Raw genomic sequence first — 19,923 nt, 5'->3', positions numbered from 1 at the left:
GTTAACTTATTTTTCATTACAAAAAAAGATTATATATCAACAGGGTTATGGCCTGCAGGGTCCTCCTCTAATGGGGAACGCTCCCCGGGAAAAATCCCCCGGGGAGCGTTGCACCAGTCTGAAACAGCTTTTATAGTTTCAGCAATTTTATCACTTCAACCTTGCTACCCATTTGGGCCCTGACCATATAGATCCCGGGGGTAAGCGCCGCGGCAGCTATGTTCACCTGGCTTCTCTGTCCTGTCTTCGACAGTACTTGAGTCAGACTGACCTGACCGGCAATGTTTACCACCTGAATATTCATCATTCCAGTGAAATCGTTGTTGATATCCACCGTGAAGTGATCCCTTACGGGGTTCGGATAAATGCTCACGGTGGACAGGCTGACGGGCGCCGGTGTCGATTCGATGGTGGACAGTCCAAGACTGCTGCCATTATTTTCGGTGGAAGTGGAAGCAACCACGGTAGTGCTTGCGTCAAACGACATCCAGTTGATATTCCACCCGACTGCGCTGGTAGACACCAGCCGTATTGTCTGGGCTCCGGCGGGTAAAGTTATTTGGGTGCTGATCGTGGCCCAGGACTGGTAACCGCCTGTTGGCTTGATCAGTTTAATGCTTGCCAGGGTACGGCCGGTAGCGCTTCTCAGTACAAAGGTGGCATTGGGGTTCAGCGTGGCTACGCGGAAACTGACCTTGTACGTCCCGGCGACAGTTACATTTACTTTATAGTCCATCCAGTCCGCGCTGTCGATGGAAGATACATCCTGGACACCGCTGAGGTCGGAAGTGATCTCTTTCATCACGGCAGTGCTGGAATCGTAATTTTCTGCTTCGAATTTCCCGGGTATCTGTTTTACTGTGGCGGTGCTTACCGTATACTGGGGAGCCGTTATGACAACGGTATCGTTAGCGCTTTGCGTTCCTTTGTTGGCATCCACGGTCGACAGATTGAATACATAAGTACCCGGGGTCAGGCCGTTGACGACGGTGGTGGCTGCATTAGGCGTGGCAATGACCGCGTCCGGCCCACTGACCTTGGTCCACTGGTAGGATACGATGTCGAATCCAACCTTATCGATGCCGTTTGCAGCAACAGCTGTGCTCTTTACAAGCTGGGGTCCCTTCGCAGAACCGGATAAAGTGACCGTGGTCGCTGCCACCGATACTTTCGGACCCGCATTGATAGAAGGCGCCGTGAAATTATACGTCTGCGTTTTCACCGTCATCGGATGCACCATGGTAGGCACCAGCACATCCATGGCATTCGGAGAATATTGTTCCTGCAAGTTCTTAAAACCATTGCCCAGTACCATGGCTTTATTCCTGCCCCAAGAGTAGATAGAATCGTTTTCATCCTGCGCATATTTGTAAAAACAGAAGAAATTGTTTGAATACAGTTTTTTCCATTTGATGCCTTTTCCTATCTCTACAGGCACCGTGACAGCATTTTCTCCATCGCCAAAATCCCATCCATAGCCCGGGAAAGTGGCATAGGTGTACCTGTTGACAATCTCTTCGCCATTTCCTACTTCACCCTGTGCGTTGAAGCCCATGCCGAACAGCCTGCTTAAGCTATCAATGTAGTGAATCGTGTTCCAGTTGGAAGAGATCTCTTTGATGGGAGCCGTCATTTTCCACAATGACCTGACGCAGGTAGGTTGGCTGAAAGGAGCCGAGCCGCCCCAGTTGCCATAGTTTGTTCCCCAGATATAGGGGTATCCCATCGTCTGAGAACCTGTTGCATCCGGAACGATGCAACCGCCATAGTTAGCATGGGATCCGAAAATATCGATCGCAGGACGGGGTATTGTTTTTAATACAGGCGTCAAGGATCCTGCTCTGGTCCATTCGTAGACCTGGCCTGCGGTGGTCAGCAAGATGATGCGCTGGCTTCCTGCATCTACTTTCCTGCAGATCATGCCGGCAGGGGAAAGCTGGATGGGCCGCATTTTCACACTTCCGGTGGTATGGAATAAATGGAACGTATCATCGCCCATGTACCAAAGTGATCCGTCTTTCCTGATGGTAAGGGTGGTGCTGGCGTAGGCATAGATAGAAACATTGCCGTCAAAAGGCAGGCCCGAGGTATCCGTATCGGTGCGGTCCATGTTAGTGGTGTAGTCTATCCGGCTGCTCCATACATAACCCTGATCATCCAGTACCCTGAATACGTTGAATCCCGCGGCACCCTCAACGATCTTCCTTCCTGTTGCGATGGGATAAGATACTACCGTAGGCGTCATGTTACATACGCCATAGAGCTTTCCATCGGACATGATATAACCAGCCCGGTATTCGCAGGTGAGCACTTTTACGATGCGAAGACCTGCCGACGTCACGGTCGTGTCGACCACGGGCGAGGTTACGACGGCAGCATTCACAATGACCGTAACATCCGAGGTAGCTTTGCTTCCCAGGTTATCGGTGGCCGTCAGCCTGAAAACATACGTTCCTGCAACCAGTCCGGAGACGGCAGTTGCTGCGGTGGAGGGAGATACGATCGTTGCACTGCCTCCGCTGACCTTCGTCCAGGCGTAGGCGGCAATCGTGCCGTCTGCATCGGTGGCGCTGCCAGACAGGTTTACCTGGCTCACGGGCAGCGTAATGGTCTGCCCTGCACCGGCATTGGCAACAGGCGCCTGGTTAGGAGCGGGCGTAGGGGTAGATACAGGGGCGGATCCAACGATGGAAGTATCACCCTGCCTGAGCATCCATTGAAAAAGGGAGCCCGTCTTATAGGTTCCTGCTGAATTGGCCGATGGACCCGTGGTTATATATTGACCTAAAGGCGCGAACGGCTGCCAGTTCCTGGCATTAGGATCATACACCGAATTCCAGCAGCAATGCGCGTTGGTTCCGGAAGACAGGTTGTTCCATGCGAAATAAGCCGATCCCGCTACAGAATCATTCATTGCTTTCGCGGCCACCGGAGGATTGATGCTCTGGGCATCTCCCGGGTTTACCGTAGCGAATAATTTACCTTTATATTTCTTCGCCCAACGGCCCATCAAATTAAAACTGCCGGTGGCTGTAGCCGCTCCCGAAAGAAGCGCCAGGCTCGTGACATTTTTCATTCCTGCCTCATCTCCCGGCGTCGCCTCGTAGGTGATCATGCCCGACCAGGTAAAAGCGCCCTGTGAAAGCCCGGCAAGGTGAACCCCGTTTCGTTTGATGTGATAGGTCTTCAACAGGTAGTTCAGAACGGCCAGGTTCCAGTTGGGATATGGCTGCTTCTGATCACAAATAAGGGTGATCAATATAGGATAGTGTTTCCCGTTGCCCAGATCAACCGAACCGTCCCAGCCATTCTTCAGCCAGAAATGAGGGCCATAAACGCGTGTTTTGGAAGGGTCCGTCCCCATCTCCCCAACGCCGGGCATGGTAATGAATGCGGGACGGGATGCGGTATCGGGATGACCCGTAGTGAACATATTGGCCGGCCGCGAAATAGTGAGCCGGTATACCACGGTATGCCATGGATCCAGTTGGAGGTTATAGACCGTATCATACGTGATGAAATCGTGTGTCTCATTCGAAGTAGAAGTAAACTGTGTTTTTGCCTGAAAGAAGAGGAATATCAGGACGAGTGTGGGTAGAATGGTTTTCATTAGAGTGGATTTTGAATTTGAAATTTGTACTACAAAGAAACGCAGCATTGTTGTTCATCTGCTGAATTCAAATCCATCTTTAAACCATTTATGTGACATCTTACGGGGAATGGTAGGAGCATACACGTAAAATCCGGTGAGACCAGATTATCAATTCTTTATCAAGGTAAAACCAGTAGGTAGGAACCTTATATTTTACTGCTTCACTATTTACTGCAAGGCGGGGAACCTGCTTATAGAAACGTACATTGGCATGACTTAGGCTAATCGAAGTTGATCATCTGTCAACTTTATGGGTTTGATCCTTATTCGATCCTTCGTTATTGTCACCCTTATATACAAAGACGAGGTTATGGTAAAAATGCATCGATATAATTTTCCTGTCAAAATAAGTAGGTTCGTATCCGGGTAAGAGCAGCTCCTCGTAATTCAGGCAGTCAGTTGTCTTTTTTAAATAATTCAAAATGGTGTTGGGATTGTCCAGCTTTTTGCTGTCTCCTCCGAAATCCGGCCAATAGGAGGTTTGCGTGTCTTCAACAACATAGATGCCGCCGTCCTTCAATAAGGGGAACAGGATCTTAAATGTTTCGATCATATGTTCGTTGATATGACTGCCGTCGTCAATTATTATGTCAGGGTTCCCGATTTGTTTTATAACGTCCAGAAGGAATTCTTTGTCAACCTGGCTGCCTTTAAAAATTTTGATCCGTTTTTCCTCCAGGGAGGATTTGTCAAAAATATCTACCGCATTTATGCTACCATAGGGAAAATACTTCTTCCACATCCGCAGAGAATTTCCCCCGGCCTTTGGATCCTCGTGCCCCCCCACGCCTATTTCCAGTAAAACAATCTTTTTGTTTCTGAACGGGCTAAAATGATCATTATAATGAGGTGTGTAGAAATGCAACCCCCATTTATCTGTTCTATATATTTTTGCCAATTCATTTAAATTGCCTCTTTTCCCGAACGAGCGCACATTTTTTGCCAGGCTGTTAAGGCTCCTCATCTGCTTTTCAGTAAGCTTTTTTTTCATGTATTCTCTTAATGGCATATGCATCCTTGTTTTAAGGGTGAACCTATTGCCCTCGCGGTTCAATTTTCGTACCAGATGTACAGGTTATTAAAGTAGGCATCAAAATTGCTGGAATCATCCCCGGAAAAGGAGATATAGTGCGCTGCAAAACCAGTATGGGGAATGTTTTCCCGGCAGCCTCCAGGGCGCCTGGTATGATGGGGCGCTCCGGGAGTGCTCAATCCGGTGAGGAGTCTCCCGGATAATCGGATCCAGAACGCAGGCGGCTGGCCTCTTCCGATGGAAAGTCCGCGGGAACCGGGTAGGTTACTTTTCCCGTTGCCAGCCATTCCGTTGCACGGATCAGTGTTGTCTGAAAACCAATGCATCTGTAGCTGACAGGATATATATCCCCCTTCCACAAGTGCACCATGCTGGAGACATAGACATTCCCCTTCCCGTATTTTACTACCCATTCGACGGGCCATATCTTGCCGGTGACGCTGTCGGCGGCTACGGACAGGATAGTAAGATTCTCTGCCGGCCCGCGTGCATACCTGTACAGCTCCATTGAAGCCGTTTTCCATTTTTCCGGGTAACCTTCATTAATGGGGTGACGGTTCAAAATACGAATGACGGCATCGAACCTGGCCCCGTGATTGGTAGCCTCTCCCTGTCCGGGCGGTATCCGGACGATGTGATCGTTGGAATCGACCTGTAATGCAAATCCCGTGTCCTTTGGGCGCCAGCCCAGGCCGATCATTTTATTATATTCTTTCCAGCGGGGGAAGGCGTTATTGGCAGAATGAAGCACGTATAATCCTCTCCCCGAGCTGACGTATTTTTCCAGACGCTGTTGTATACTTGCCGGCCATTGCAGTGCCGAATCCTGGATGTTGTTGGTATTTTGAATGACGACAGCAAACTTTTCGAATTCCGGGTTCCATGTGGTCCAGCCCGGATCGTTGGCTGTACCCGGCGCGGTGGAAACCGTGACGTGAAAACGGCCTGTTCTTTCAAGAATATTTTTCACCATCAGACTGGTCTGTTTCCAATCATGGTTGCTGAACCCGTCTACGATAAGCACATTGATCAACGGGTCTTTGCGCGGCTCTTTTTTAATGTAGCCGTCCAGCAATCTTCGCCATGCCGGTTCGTCCGGCTCATCCGCATTATAGTTTAAAATATGGCCTTCAGGATCCGCGATCAGGTATTTTCCAACCCACAATACCTTGCAGAATATGGCAAACAAGCCTGTGAATGCACTTGAATCGATCAATTGAGGACCTTTAGGATGGTATTTTCCGACAGCCTGCTTCCAGGTTTCGACATTTCTATCTAATGAGACAGAAATGAATTGAATGATATTCGGATCATATTGCTTTAGTAAACTATTCCACATCGGCATATCGGCAACGCAGCCTTTACACCAGCTGGTCCAAACATGCACCAGCAGATATTTACCTTTGAACTTGTTAAGATCCACCAATTTCCCGGACATATCCCTGAGACTGAGATCATGTATGGACCTGATACTGGCAAGGCGTTTGGTAAACCCTTCGCCCATCAAAGGGTTTTTGTTCCTGAATCCCTGATCATCTGTCAACGGATATACGTATTTTAATACCTCATAGCCTACCGAGCTGTTTTTTACGCTATCGGCAAACGCTGTATATAGCAGCTTCACCGAATCTATCGGAATTCTCCTGCGATTGAACCACAAAAGATAACCGCTCAAATAGGATTCGGGATGCTGCGCCACGTAACCCAGATCAAGTTTCGCGCGAATTGCCCTGATAGAATCACACTGCCGGTGAAGGGAGTCGATTCGATCTGTAAAGAGAGACTGACCGGCCTGTCTTTCAAGCTTTCGCAAGGAGGCGGAGGTTGCCATTCGTTGGGCATCTGCTTCCGTGAGCGAAGAGATGAAGCTATCCCACTTTTCCTTTTCGTTCTGGGCATGCGAGCCGGTGGAGGTTGTCTTCCTTACACCATCCATTTTGTAGATATGCATTATGCCAGGCTCAATTATGCACCGGATGACGCTTTGATCGTCAAAATCATGGTTCTGCTGGTTTGTCCAGATCATACCCTGGCAGGCGCTGCCGACATTGCCGGAAAAAGTAAACTGGCCGTGATCGAGCGAAGTGGTATCGCTCAGGTATTCTTTTGCACCATTCATATACCACAGGACAACTGATCCCGTGTCCCTTCCACTAATGTGGCCAAAAATCTGAAAGTCTGTCTTATCTGCCTTCTTTTGGGCCTCACATTCCAACATAAGGCAAGCTAAACATAAGAATAAAAATATGCGCATATAAGTAGTGTGATGCAAACAAGGCAATTTTCCATAACCCAAAATTAGTAAACCTGCGAATAATATGACACGCATTGCGCCAGAAGGTTGAAGGCGGAGTAACAGTAACGCTTCCTTTTGCATTATCAACACCGAAATTTGAAATTGGTTTGAATATTTATTTTATTTTCCATCCTTTACAGGGATATGAATTCTGTTTATTTTGTATCGCTAAAAGGAGAAAAATATGGACACCTATGCACTTAGTTTTCAGGAGATCGACAGGACAATGAAGATGACTGCAGGAGGCAAGGGCGCTCATCTGGGCGAACTCTCCCATATAACAGGGATACGGGTGCCGGAGGGTTTTTGCATTACTACCGAAGCGTACAAAAAACTCACTGAAAATAATCGCGAGCTCGACCGTCTGCTGGATGAATTAACGTTTCTCAAGGCAGACGAGAGGGAAAAGATCAGCGCAATCAGCGCAAAGCTCCGCAGGGTCATCGAAAGAACACCCATCTCCCGGGATATAGCAGACGAGATCGAGGGACTTCTCACAAAGTTCGGTGAAAAAGACGCCTATGCCGTGCGGTCCAGCGCTACGGCGGAAGACCTGCCGACGGCTTCCTTTGCGGGACAGCAGGATACGTATCTGAACATCATCGGAAAGGAGGCAATCCTGCAACATATCAGCAAGTGCTGGGCTTCGCTGTTTACCGACAGGGCAGTCATTTACCGCCTTCAAAACGGCTTCGACCACCGCAAAGTCTATTTGTCTGTGGTCGTTCAGAAGATGGTCTTCCCGCAGGCGGCTGGAATTCTGTTTACTGCCGATCCAATTACCTCTAACAGGAAGGTGTCATCCATTGATGCCAGCTTCGGACTGGGTGAGGCTTTGGTGTCCGGGCTGGTGAATGCGGACAACTATAAAGTGTATAACGGCAGGGTCACCGATAGGAAGATCTCCACCAAGAAACTGGCTATCTATGCCTTAAAAGAAGGCGGTACCCAACAACAGGAAATTGAGCCCGGGCAGCAGAACAGGCAAGCACTGACGGATGAGCAGATCTTACAGCTTGCGCAGATAGGCCGAAAGATCGAAGCACATTTCGGCCTTCCCCAGGACATTGAATGGTGTTTGGCTGACGATACATTTTATATTGTCCAGAGCCGGCCAATCACTACTTTATTCCCGATCCCTGAAGCAAATGATCAGGAAAATCATGTTTACGTATCTGTCGGGCATCAACAAATGATGACCGATGCCATGAAACCATTGGGATTGTCTTTTTTCCTCTTAACGACCCGTGCAGCTATGCGTACAGCCGGCGGGAGGTTATTTGTTGATATTACACCTATGCTGGCCTCACCCGAAAGCAGGGAAACGTTGGTAAATGTCACCCTGGGAAAATCCGATCCGCTGATAAAAGACGCACTCGTGACCATCATAGAGCGGGAAGATTTTGTAAAATCGCTTCCCGATGACAGAATGGAACCAGGTCCCGGCAAAAGTAATAAAGGGGTGTCGCTTCCGAATTATCTAACACTGAATGACTACGATCCAACCATCGTTTCTGATCTGATCAGGCGCAGTCAAATTTCGATAGAAGCGTTGAAACAAAGCATCCAAACCAGATCAGGGTCGGATCTCTTTGATCTCATCCTGGAAGATCTCCAGCAATTAAAGAAGGTCATGTCTGACCCACAGAGTTTTGGGGTGATTATGACGGGTATGAATGCCGCATCCTGGATCAACGAAAAAATGAACGAATGGCTGAGCGAGAAGAATGCTGCAGACACGCTTTCCCAGTCCGCACCAAACAATATAACTTCGGAAATGGGTCTGGCGCTATTGGATGTTGCTGACGTGATCCGCCCCTTTCCGGAAGTAATTGAGTATTTGCAGCAGGTGAAAGATGATGACTTTTTGGATAACCTGGTTAAGTTTCAAGGTGGACAACAAGTCCGGGACGCTTTCTATGCTTTTCTTGGCAAATACGGAATGCGATGTGCCGGGGAAATCGATATTACAAGAACCCGTTGGAGTGAAAAACCGGCTATACTTGTCCCTACGATCCTGAGTAATATCAAAAACTTTGAGCCTAAAGCCAGCAAGCGGAAATTTGAGCAAGGCTTGCAAGAAGCCCTAAATAAAGAACAAGAGTTATTAGATCGACTGAAGGAATTTCCAGATGGCGAACAGAAAATCAAAGAGACAAAACGAATGATCCACCTGGTCCGGAGTTACGCCGGCTATCGTGAATATCCCAAATACAGTATAATCAGCCGTTACTTCGTATATAAGCAGGGTTTAATGAAAGAGGCCGAACAACTTGTGCAGGCCAACCTTATCCCTGAAAAAGAAGATATATACTATCTTACTTTTGAAGAATTTCACGAAGTCGTACGCACCCATAAACTGGATTACTCAATCATCAGCGAACGGAAAGATGCGTTCAAATTATTTGAAAAACTGACTCCTCCACGTATTATCACGTCTGATGGTGAGATCATTAGAGGCAAGTACAAACAAGAAAATCTCCCGGCTAAAGCTATTCCAGGTCTGGCCGTTTCCTCCGGCGTCATAGAGGGGCGGGCACGTGTCATCTTAAACATGGAAGATGCCGACCTGGAAGAGGGAGATATCTTAGTCACCTCCTTCACCGACCCCAGCTGGACGCCTTTGTTTGTATCCATAAAAGGCCTGGTCACCGAAGTTGGCGGCCTGATGACCCATGGGGCGGTGATCGCACGTGAATATGGTTTACCAGCAGTCGTCGGAGTGGAAAATGCCACCAGGCTGATCAAAGACGGGCAGCGGATCCGGGTGAACGGCACGGACGGATATGTAGAGCTACCAGGCTAATAACCCCCGTTCTGTGCCAGGTTGTTATTGAGCTTGATTTCGTTGAAAGGGATCGGCCAGATCCAGCTGCGTGAATCCGGGCCCAGTGAACATACATTCGAAAGAGAGCCACCAGCGCTGCCACATTCATCCCGGTCAATGGTCCTGCTCGTACGCCGGAGGTCAAACCAACGGTGTCCTTCCCCGATAAGCTCCAGCCGTCGTTCCGTAAAAATGGCATTGAAAACATCGTTCCCTGTCTCCGTACCAGCCGCAACACCACGTGCGGCGCGCAATGTATTCAAATCGTCCAGACCCGCGCCGGAAGACTGGCGGAACTTACATTCTGCCCGGATCAGCAGCATTTCGCTCGTACGGTAAACTTTGAAATTCCGGGTGCCCACGTACTTAAAAAGGGAGGTCCGGTTTACATTGCCCGTCCCGAGGATATCGCGCCGGATAACATTGGTGTCGTTGCGGATACCGCCTGCGGGGGAATAGACCAGGTCGCGAAAATTATTGGCGACACGGTAAGCCGCATGAAGACCGTTGTTGCATCTCCCCGGGCGCATCGTCTGGTCGCTGGGAATTTGCCAGACGATCTCCGAAAGGGAATTGTCCAGCCAGATCTGGGGGTAGTCGGTCGTATTCGCGAGTGGCAGTTTCCCGATGACGACGGATGCGTCGGCCGCTGCCTGGGCATACTGACCGTTGTATAAACCGATCCTTGCCAGCATGGCATGTATACAGGTGGAATCGATAAAGAAACGTTCGGGGTTGTTGACATCTCCATATTGACGATAGATGTCCAGCGCACGGTAAAGATCATTGTAAATGCTGTCATAGCAATTTTTGACAGAGATCCGGGAAGGCTTGGCCGCCAGGGGGTTATCAGGGCTGAAAACGGTGACGTAAGGTACGCCCAGACTGTCCGAATTACGCTGATAGGACTGTGCGTAATAACGCAGCAGGTCGAAATGGCAATGGGCCCTCAATGCCCTCGCCTGGGCTTCCAGCTGGAAGGCGCCGGTAAGGGTGCTTCCCGACTCATATCCTTTGCAATTTTGGATCACATTGTTGGCTGCACTGATAACGACATATGCTTGTGAAAATGCCCCGCTGATGAGGGGGTCGTCGGCCGAATATTGCCATCTCGATTCATTTTCCCAGTCGCCCAATGATTCGTAAGCTTCGATAAAATCATCGCCCATGATATCCGGGAGGCTGCTCCATGCCATGGAGGAATTGCCGTAATACCGGTCGTTTTTCAACCCGGCATAAGCGCCGGCCCCAACGGCCGTCAGATCACTGAAATTATGGATATCGGTCTGGATCGTCTGTGGCTTCGTATCCAGGTTTTTCATACAGGACCCAAGAAGTAAGGCACAGGCCATGGCTGTCATCGAAAACTTTATAGCGTGAGACTGTAACATGATGAATGAGCTTTAACAGGTTAGAAATTAATAGTGGCGCCAAAGGAATAAGATCGCAGCGGAGGATATTGCGCGCCGGTGATATCGGCATTGGAGTTAGCGGTGCTGCTATTGGTGGTGGAGATCTCCGGGTCAAAGGCCTGGAACTTAAAAAGCGTCACCAGGTTCTGTCCCTGGACAAAGAGCTGGAATGAGTTTATCTTCAGCCACCTGCAATATTGCTGGGGCAAATTGTAAGTCAGCATGACGTTGCGCAGCCGCCAGAACTTATCATCCTCCAGGTACCGGGTGGTATTCTGTTTGAAAGGGTCATTCATACTGGGGAAATTGGTGATCTGTCCCGGCTTTGTCCAGGCGTTCAGGCCATTGGTAGAAAAGCCGGCGCTGGAATAGCCCGGTATCTCGACTTGCGTTCTGGCATAGTTATATACGGAGTTGCCATAGGAATACACCCATAGAAAGCTCAGATTGACGGATTTGTACCTAAGACCGTTGTTGATCCCTCCGTTGAAGGGCGCATCGCTGGTGCCAAGCGTGACGCGATCGTTGGGGTCATAGGTATGGGTAAGCGTTTTTCCATCTGCTTTCAGATAGATCGCGCTGCCTGTTTGCGGGTCGACTCCCTGGAACCGGTCGAGGTAAAAACTATTGAATGGCTTGCCTACCTGTAAGATCTGGTATTTGTGATATAATTGGGATTGTTGCCCCAGCGGAAGCGACAGGACAACATTCCTGTTGAGGCTGTAATTGGCGCTGATGTTCCAGTCAAAGTCACTATTATGTATCACGGCAAGACTTATGCTGGCCTCCCATCCGCGGTTACGCATACTGCCGGCATTGCCCAGGACCTGGCCCGGGCCACCGCTGGTGGCAGGAGTCGTCAGGTTGAAAAAAAGATTATTCGTAATGGAATTGTAGAATTCCAGGTTGGCGGTAATACGGTTTTTGAACAAGCCCAGCTCAACACCTGTGTTGAAGGTGGTCCGGGTTTCCCATTTCAGGTTCTTATTGCCAAAAGCCGATATAGCCAGGGAAGAGCCCCCGCCGAAGGTGCCTGAAGCATATTGCTGCAGGTAGGGAAAATCGCCAATCCCCTCCTGGTTCCCTACAGTACCATAGCTGGCTTTTGCTTTGAGCAGGCTGATGACAGGATGATTGCGCAGAAAATTCTCCTCCGACAGGATATAGGCGCCGCTAATGCCGCCATAGTTCACCCAGCGGTTGTCCGGGGACAGGCGGGAGGAGCCGTCCCGCCTTACAGACCCCCCCAGGACCATTTTATGCTTGTACACATAATCGACAATGCCGAAAAAAGAAACGATGCCATAGTCCGGCGTATAAACAATATTATTGATCACCGGAATATAGCCATTGGTGGTTGTCCCTGCTACCAGCCCCGCCGCGTTGGGATAGGGATTTAGTAAACCAAAGCCCTGATAACCGAACCCGGAAGCCTGGGTGCGTATCGTTTCATGATAGATCGATGCATTCAGGTTGTGCTGCCCCTCCGGGCCGAAAATATGTTTATAGGAAAGGGAGTTGGTGATGGTAGAACGAAATTGCTTGCTAAATCCCTGGCTCAGATTGCCTTGCCCCCACATCGGGGATGTGGCCTGACCGTCATGCTGAGCGTCCTGCGTGCCATTATTGGTGATATTGAAGTATTCGCTTTGCGTGTAATCTCCTCCGATGTTGCTGCGCCATGTCAACTCCCTGACCATGGGAAATTTATATTCCACAAAACCGTTGCCATAGGCCTTGGTATAATAGGTATGTCCCATATTCCTGTTGACCTCTTCAAAAGGATTCGTCCAGTTGCCTACGCCCTGGATGCTCGTTGTATATTGACCCGAGGATGTATAAGGGACCTCATAAGGGAGGGCCCAAAGGATCGTGTTCAGGGGTGTCATGCTCTCGTTGCCCTCCTTGACATTCCTGGATTTGCTCCACCCTCCTGCTATATTGGTGCCGATCTTAAAATTACTGATGGTATGTTCGATATTGAACCGGCCCGTATACCTCCGCAGGTTGGTGTTCAGTAAGATCCCATCCTGATCCAGGTAGGATAATGAGCTGAAATATTTTGTCTTGTTGTTCCCGCCGCTGAATGAAAGCTGATGTTCCTGCATGGGGGCGGACCTGAACAAGGCCGTTTCCCAGTCGAAATTTATTTTCCTGAGGCTGTCTGCCTGAGCGGGTGTCCAGCTGTATGGGTTACCTGCAATATTCATTTCAAAATCGACATGCTGCGGGCCATTCATGGTTTTTAGCTTGCTGGGCGGCAGCTTTGAAAAACCCATCTGCCCGGTGTAGGTAACAGCCGTTCGGCCTTCCCGGCCTTTTTTGGTAGTGACGACAATAACGCCATTGGCGCCACGTGATCCATACAGGCTGGCGGAAGCCCCGTCTTTCAGCACAGTGACGCTTTCAAAATCCAATGGATTCATGGATTGGAAATCTTTTGCCTGCAGCTGGATACCGTCGACAATATACAAGGGGTCGGTGGAACCGTTGATAGACCCTTTACCCCTTATCACTACATCGGACGATCTTCCCGGCTGGCCGCTGCCTGTCTTAATGTTCAGTCCTGAAGCCTGTCCCTGCAACATCTGATCGAATGAAGCCACCGGCTGGATGGAAGCGCTTTTAATATCCACCGTTGCGGTGGAGCTTCCACTCAGCCTCCTGGATTGATTCTGATAGCCTGTGACTACCACATCGTTGAGATCTGCGCTCGCTTCGGTCAATACCACCGCCAGCTCCCTGAGATTGCCTACGGTAATATTCTTCGTGCGATAGCCGATCATGCTGAAGATCAGCACCGACCGCTCGTCTTTAACAGGCACCGTGAAATTCCCTTCGGCATCAGTGGATGTACCTTTCCGCAGACCTTTTACAGTCACAGAGACGTCCCGCAATGGCTTTCCAAGACTGTCCGTGACTTTGCCCCGGATCGCGGCATAGCGCCTGGCAGGCACCGTATCGATGGCTTTCAACTCCGACGGAACAGATCTTTCTTTGACCACGACGGCATTTTCCATAATGGACCAGGTCAATGGCTGATCCTGAAAGCATGCCGTCAAGGCCTCTTCCAATGTGGCATTATGCACATTGATGGAGACCGCTTTTGCATTGGCCAGGATCGATTCCGCATAGACAAAAGTGTATCCTGTCTGTTTACGGATGTCTTCAAAGACCTTGCTGATCGGCGCCTTCTTTTCATAAATTGTAATGCCCTGGCCGAACCCCCTGGCGGATAACTGAAGGGAGGCCACCAGAAAAATGACGGTTAGCTTCATAGCAGAAAGTAATGATTGAGCCGGTTGGTGTGTCATATTGCAATGCTGGTTTGATAGTGTTCGGGTTCCCGGATGGATGGGCATAGCAGGCCTATGAGCCTTACGACAAGCTCTGTCACGTGTGCCTATCTGATCTTGAATGGATACGGGCCCGTCGGACCCGATAAGATTTAATGGTCAATGCGTCACCGTCACCTTTTTCCCTGAAATATTGAAATGAACCTTGTCTGTCATTTCCAGTATACTGAGCACCTTGGACAAGGGGATATCACGGCGGATCTCCACATGAAATTTTTCGTTTGTCACGTCGTCGAATACAAGCTCCAGATCATACCATCTTGAAAGCTCACGCAACACTGTCCGGATATCGGCGTTTGCGAAATTAAAATAGCCGTTCTTCCAGGCCATGACCCTTTCGATGTCTGCATTCTCCAATATCTCCATCTTCTGTCCTGCATTCATTACAGCCATCTGCCCTGGCAGGAGGAGATTATTGCCGGCCCCGGAAATGACCTTTACGGATCCTTCCAGTAAGGTGACCTTTATTTTCTCCTCTTCGTCATAGGCATTTACATTAAAATGGGTGCCCAGCACTTTAATGGCACAGTTCCCTTTACTTACCACGAATGGATGGGCTTTGTCCTGCGCTACCTCAAAATAGGATTCGCCGGTGACAGACACCTGCCTGTCCTGTCCGTTAAACGACACGGGATACCGCAGGGAGGAGCCTGCATTCAGCCAGACCCTGGTGCCATCCGAAAGGGTGACATGGGCGATCCGGCTGCCCCTGGGTACTGTCAGCGTATTGTATTCAATATCATCGGTCTTTCCAGTCGTTCGATAGGCAATGTCCCCGTCACCCTGTTTAATGATGGCCGTTGTACGCTGGATAGCAATATTGCCTTTACCCGCACTGTCCAGGACAATCGTTTGGCCATTTGCCAGTGTCAGCACTGCATTGCTGGCAGCAGGAGGAAGCACATCACGCCTGGCAATGGCTGTAGGTATTGCGCCAGGCTGTTTCCGCAGGAAATAAAAACCAACACCCGTCACGATAACAAAGAGCAGGACCGCCGCCGCCCATTGATACGCCCTGATCGACGGCCGCCACCCAATACGATCACCATGTATTGCCTTCGGCTGCGCAGTATCATTTTCTTTTGCCCTATGTAAAATAGATTCCAGTAATTGACCTGCTTTTTCAGCCGGGAGGTTCTGCCCCGGCTTGAAGTCACTCCATGCCCGCTCCATCATCGAATGAAGCTCCTTTTCATCGCTGTCGTAAGCGATCCATTTGGCCAGAAACTCCTTTTCTGCCGGTGTGATGGAGCCATTTAGCAGCCGGTCGATCAGGGTGGCAATATTTTGGTCGGGCATATATATTAGACCAACGGGAGGGAAAATATTCCTACATGGCGGGAAATTTTTTTTGGCAGATTACCATACCCGGGTAAGAAACACATAAATAATGATCATTTGATAATGCTGAAGCAGTTCCTGCCGGATAGTACAAAGCGCACGGGTCATGTGGTTCTTCACTGTGGATGCGGATATTTCCAATTGCTGGGCTACCTCCTCATGCTTTAACCCGTGCAGGTGCGTCAATGTATATACCAGCCGTTGCTGGGTGGGCAACTTGTGCAGGATGGCTTGAAATTTTCTGCTTAATTCCCGGCGGAGCACTGCGTCATCCGTCACTAGTGCTTCGGCCTCCGGTGCTTTTGTCAACTCAGACAGGATCAGGGCTTCCTTGGCTGCCCGCTTCATCCCCGAAATAGCCTGGTTTTGGGACATTTTGTAGAGATAGGCATCGAAATGCTGTATGGTATTCAATGAAGCCCGGTGTGTCCAGATCTTCACAAATACGTCCTGGAGTATATCTTCGGCCATTTCCGGGGAATGCGTTATCCGGAGTACAAAAAAGTAAAGCTTATCCCGCCAGCGGTGAAACAGGTCTCTAAAGGCCGATTCGTCGCCGGCGGCGATCTTTAATAATAACTCACTTTCGTTAATTCCGTGCTCCATTGTCAATGAAATCTCAAATTAAATTAAGGATAGAAATGGAATTCAAAAGAAATAATTAAATACTAACACTTAACCGATGATAGCATTAAGAAATTAATATGAAAGTTATTCGTCTCTTTTTCAATGCATTGTGAACTGGGGAGGGTTTTTTACGATCAAGCCAGGAACACTCCCGAAAAGACGCATATGAGGATATTCAGAACTATTTTTCATTAATTTGTACTTATATACCCCAACCGATGAGACTACTATTTACCTGCCTGACATTGTTGTGTTCCATCTCTTCCTTTGCACAGACTCCCCATGAATTGATGACCGTGGGCAAGCAGCGGTACGATCAAGCGGACTATGCAGGAGCCAAATCGGCATTCGACAGTGCCATCATCATAAAAAAGGATGATCCCGAGCTGTACATCCTGCGAGGCAACGCCCGCCTGCAGCTGAAAGATATCAAGGGTGCAACGGAAGACTACACGGCTTCCATCACCTTAAAACCTTCCGCCCGCGCCTATCATAACCTTGGCATTATTAAAAAGAATGCGGAAGATTACGACGGAGCGCTCACAGATTATACCAAAGCTATTGAGACAGATGCGTCCTATAAATATGCCTATGAATCAAGAGCCTTGATCCTGGCGTATGTGAAGAACGATAGCCGGGCAGCTTTGAAAGACCTGGAAAAGCTCATTGAACTTGATCCCCAAAATGCAGAAGCGTATAGCCTCCGCGGCACCATCAGGGGCAGGCTAGGTGATAATAAAGGCGGAATTGCGGATTTTACCAAAGCCCTGGAGTTGGGTGAAAAGAAAGCAGAGGTTTATTACGACCGCGGTTTCCTGGAGATGGAGGATAAGCAGCCAACAGCAGCCTGCTCAGATTTTACACAGGCTGCCAACACTGGCTACAAGATCATCGATAAAAAGGTGCTTGATTTTATGAAAAATTGTCTTAAAGGCAGAACATATAAATTAGAATAAAATGCAGCACCAGGAATTTGAAGCTCCTGAAGCGCTGCGGGATACCATCAGGTGTTTTTGGTACGACAGAAGAGACTTCGAAGCGCTACCAACGGGTTTTGAGGTACTACCGGATGGTTACGCTGAAATTATTTTTCATTTCGGAAGCCCCTGCAGCATTGCTCACAATGGAAGCCTGCAGCCATTGCCATCACCGTTCATGGTGGGACTGCTCAATCAGCCTGTTCTTTTTTACACGCAAAACCGTTTGGAGATCATGGGTATCAGGTGCTATCCCTGGACCGTGTTCGATCTGCTCGGGCTGCCGTCGGGTAAAGACAGCGTGCGCATATTTGAGCATCCTATCGCCCAGCTCCAATCCATGTTGGGTGATTTGATCCATGCTGGCAAAATAGAGGAAGCGGTGGCCCGGTTAAAACAGTATTTCCTGGATGCAAGGTCGCGGGTTGCCACTGACAGTATGCTGTTCAAAGCAGGCGTCGCCATGAGGGAAGCAAACGGCGCCATGCCGGTAAGCCAGGTGGCGGCGGCGGCTCATGCGACGGTTCGTACATTGGAAAGGAGGTTTTCGCAATCCTCCGGCCATACTGTTAAAGACGTGTCCCGTCTGATGCGCTTCGAGCAGGTGCGAAACCAGTTATGGCTTCATCCGGATTCCAACATTGCCGGCTTAGCGCATGAGCTGGGTTATACCGATCAAGCCCACCTGAGCAGGGAATTCAAGCGCTACAGCGGTACCACGCCGGCGGCATTCGCGCGAAAAGCAAAGAAAGGGAAACAGGCTGTTAACAACGATTTTGTCGCGTTTGTACAAGCCTGACGCAGGATCATTCCGGAATTTTGTGTATCAATCATACTTTATGAAAGCTACACAAATTCATTCTACTCACGATGTAATCATCTCCGGCGCAGGGCCCGTAGGCCTATTCCTCGCCTGTGAACTGGCCCTGGCCGGATGCTCCGTCCTGGTCCTGGAAAAGGCGGGGCATCCGCACTCGCCATTGAAGCAGCTCCCTTTCGGGATTCGGGGACTCTCGGCGCCTACCATTGAAGCGCTTTACCGTCGTGGGTTACTAAAGGAGCTGGAGGTGCCCAAAAATCTTAAGAACCCCCACGCTAACGCTGTACAAGGACCACGCCGTCAGGCAGGGCACTTCGCCGGCATTCCATTCCATGACGGCGATATTGACACTTCACGGTGGAGGTATCGCCTGCCAGGCTCCCCCGCCACCAGTTTAATTGCTGAAATGGAGGAGCTCGAAACAGTGCTATCCCGCCGTGCGGAAGCCCTGGGTGTAGAGATCAGGCGCGGGTTTGCCGTCACTAACTTTCACCAAACCGGGGACGGAGTAACTGTTCGGTCCGGTGACCAATCTATTAAAGGAAAATGGCTCGTCGGTTGCGATGGAAGCCGAAGTGTTGTTCGCAAGACCGGGGGTTTTGAATTCGCTGGTACGGAGCCGGAATTTACCGGCTACTCAGCTAAAGTGGACATCGCCAACCCCGAGAAGCTCAGCCCGGGCCGCCATCTGACGCCAACAGGCATGTACCTGCAGTCGCAACCAGGTTACCTGGCGATCCAGGATTTTGATGGCGGGGCATTTCATAGTTCAGGTAAGCCCGTCACGCGTGAACACGTGCAGGAGGTGCTACGCCACATCTCGAACACCGACGTGACGATCAGTGCCCTGCATTTCGCCACCACCTGGACCGACCGGGCGCGGCAGGCCACCACCTATCGCAACGGACGAGTACTTTTAGCCGGCGATGCCGCGCACATTCATTCGCCGTTGGGCGGCCAGGGGCTTAACCTTGGATTGGGCGATGCCATGAACCTGGGCTGGAAGCTCGCCGCAACCATCCAAAAGAAAGCGCCGGAAGGCTTGTTGGACAGTTATCATGCTGAACGACACCCCATTGGTGCACAGGTGCTGGATTGGTCACGCGCCCAGGTGGCAATAATGAGACCAGACCCCCATGCCCGCGCGCTGAATGCAATTGTCCGCGACCTCATGCATACCCGCGATGGCGCCACCTATATTGCAGGAAGGGTGTGGGGCGTTTTCACACAATACGATCCCGGCGGCGGCCACCCGCTGACAGGCCACAGCGTTCCCAACTTTGAACTCGAAGACGGTGCCGGCATCGGCGAGCTGATGCACGATGGCCGGGGGATGCTGCTTGACTTTGACAGGAACGCTTCACTTAAAGCTTGGGCGATTGCGCATAGCGATGGGATCAAGTATGTTTCGGGCAGGGCAAAGGAACAATTAGGATTGAGCGCTGTCCTGATACGCCCCGATGGGATGATCGCCTGGGCTTCTGACAGCGACCCGGATGGCAGTGAGCTCGAAAAGGCGGCCGGTCGCTGGTTTGCTTAACCCCGGAGCCTGGAAATGAATATTTTCTATTATTTTTACCAG

At 49.9% G+C, this 19,923-nt stretch carries 11 protein-coding genes; 4 read left to right on the top strand and 7 right to left on the bottom strand.

The annotated features are described in order from the left end of the window. Nucleotides 1-130: 130 nt before the first annotated feature. The 3 genes from Q4E93_RS00585 to Q4E93_RS00575 form a co-directional block, all read right to left on the bottom strand. Nucleotides 131-3,610 carry a PKD domain-containing protein gene (locus Q4E93_RS00585; protein WP_303582118.1) on the bottom strand — a complete coding sequence of 1,160 codons (3,480 nt, stop codon included), beginning with the start codon at nt 3,608-3,610 and terminating at the stop codon, nt 131-133. Nucleotides 3,611-3,887: 277 nt separating this feature from the next. Then, a complete protein-coding gene (locus Q4E93_RS00580) occupies nt 3,888-4,661 on the bottom strand; it encodes a class I SAM-dependent methyltransferase (protein ID WP_303582116.1) in 774 nt (257 codons plus the stop codon). Nucleotides 4,662-4,860: 199 nt separating this feature from the next. After that, a complete protein-coding gene (locus Q4E93_RS00575) occupies nt 4,861-6,903 on the bottom strand; it encodes a ThuA domain-containing protein (protein WP_303582114.1) in 2,043 nt (680 codons plus the stop codon). A 262-nt stretch (nt 6,904-7,165) separates the two neighbouring features. Between Q4E93_RS00575 and ppsA the strand changes: the two genes are divergently transcribed. Next, nucleotides 7,166-9,787 (top strand): phosphoenolpyruvate synthase, encoded by a 2,622-nt coding sequence (gene ppsA / locus Q4E93_RS00570; protein ID WP_303582109.1) that lies wholly within the window; start codon nt 7,166-7,168, stop codon nt 9,785-9,787. Here the strand turns inward: ppsA and Q4E93_RS00565 are convergent. The 4 genes from Q4E93_RS00565 to Q4E93_RS00550 form a co-directional block, all read right to left on the bottom strand. After that, nucleotides 9,784-11,130: a RagB/SusD family nutrient uptake outer membrane protein gene (locus Q4E93_RS00565; RefSeq protein ID WP_303582107.1), complete on the bottom strand. Its 1,347-nt coding sequence runs from the start codon at nt 11,128-11,130 to the stop codon at nt 9,784-9,786. The two genes, ppsA and Q4E93_RS00565, sit on opposite strands and share 4 nt — an antisense overlap. 89 nt (nt 11,131-11,219) lie before the next feature. Next, nucleotides 11,220-14,498: a SusC/RagA family TonB-linked outer membrane protein gene (locus Q4E93_RS00560; protein WP_303582105.1), complete on the bottom strand. Its 3,279-nt coding sequence runs from the start codon at nt 14,496-14,498 to the stop codon at nt 11,220-11,222. Nucleotides 14,499-14,675: 177 nt separating this feature from the next. Continuing rightward, nucleotides 14,676-15,875 carry a FecR family protein gene (locus Q4E93_RS00555; protein WP_303582103.1) on the bottom strand — a complete coding sequence of 400 codons (1,200 nt, stop codon included), beginning with the start codon at nt 15,873-15,875 and terminating at the stop codon, nt 14,676-14,678. Between the two features lie 60 nt (nt 15,876-15,935). After that, entirely contained in the window at nt 15,936-16,523 is a 588-nt protein-coding gene (locus Q4E93_RS00550; protein ID WP_303582101.1) for an RNA polymerase sigma factor, read from the bottom strand. Between the two features lie 239 nt (nt 16,524-16,762). Between Q4E93_RS00550 and Q4E93_RS00545 the strand changes: the two genes are divergently transcribed. From Q4E93_RS00545 to Q4E93_RS00535, 3 genes are read left to right on the top strand one after another with little or no spacing between them, the layout of a single operon-like run. Beyond that, complete coding sequence (locus Q4E93_RS00545) at nt 16,763-17,500, top strand: tetratricopeptide repeat protein (protein ID WP_303582099.1); 738 nt, start codon at nt 16,763-16,765, stop codon at nt 17,498-17,500. Nucleotide 17,501: 1 nt separating this feature from the next. Further along, the gene (locus Q4E93_RS00540; RefSeq protein WP_303582097.1) at nt 17,502-18,320 is read left to right on the top strand and encodes a helix-turn-helix domain-containing protein; all 819 of its coding nucleotides are present in this window, start codon (nt 17,502-17,504) and stop codon (nt 18,318-18,320) included. A gap of 40 nt (nt 18,321-18,360) precedes the next feature. Further along, complete coding sequence (locus tag Q4E93_RS00535) at nt 18,361-19,881, top strand: FAD-dependent monooxygenase (protein ID WP_303582095.1); 1,521 nt, start codon at nt 18,361-18,363, stop codon at nt 19,879-19,881. Nucleotides 19,882-19,923 lie beyond the last annotated feature (42 nt).

Origin of the sequence: Flavitalea plasmicola (genome assembly GCF_030546645.1) — a bacterium.
Lineage (GTDB): Bacteria > Bacteroidota > Bacteroidia > Chitinophagales > Chitinophagaceae > Puia.
Note: the sequence above shows the minus strand (reverse complement) of the source record. Positions and strands in the feature narration are given on the sequence as shown.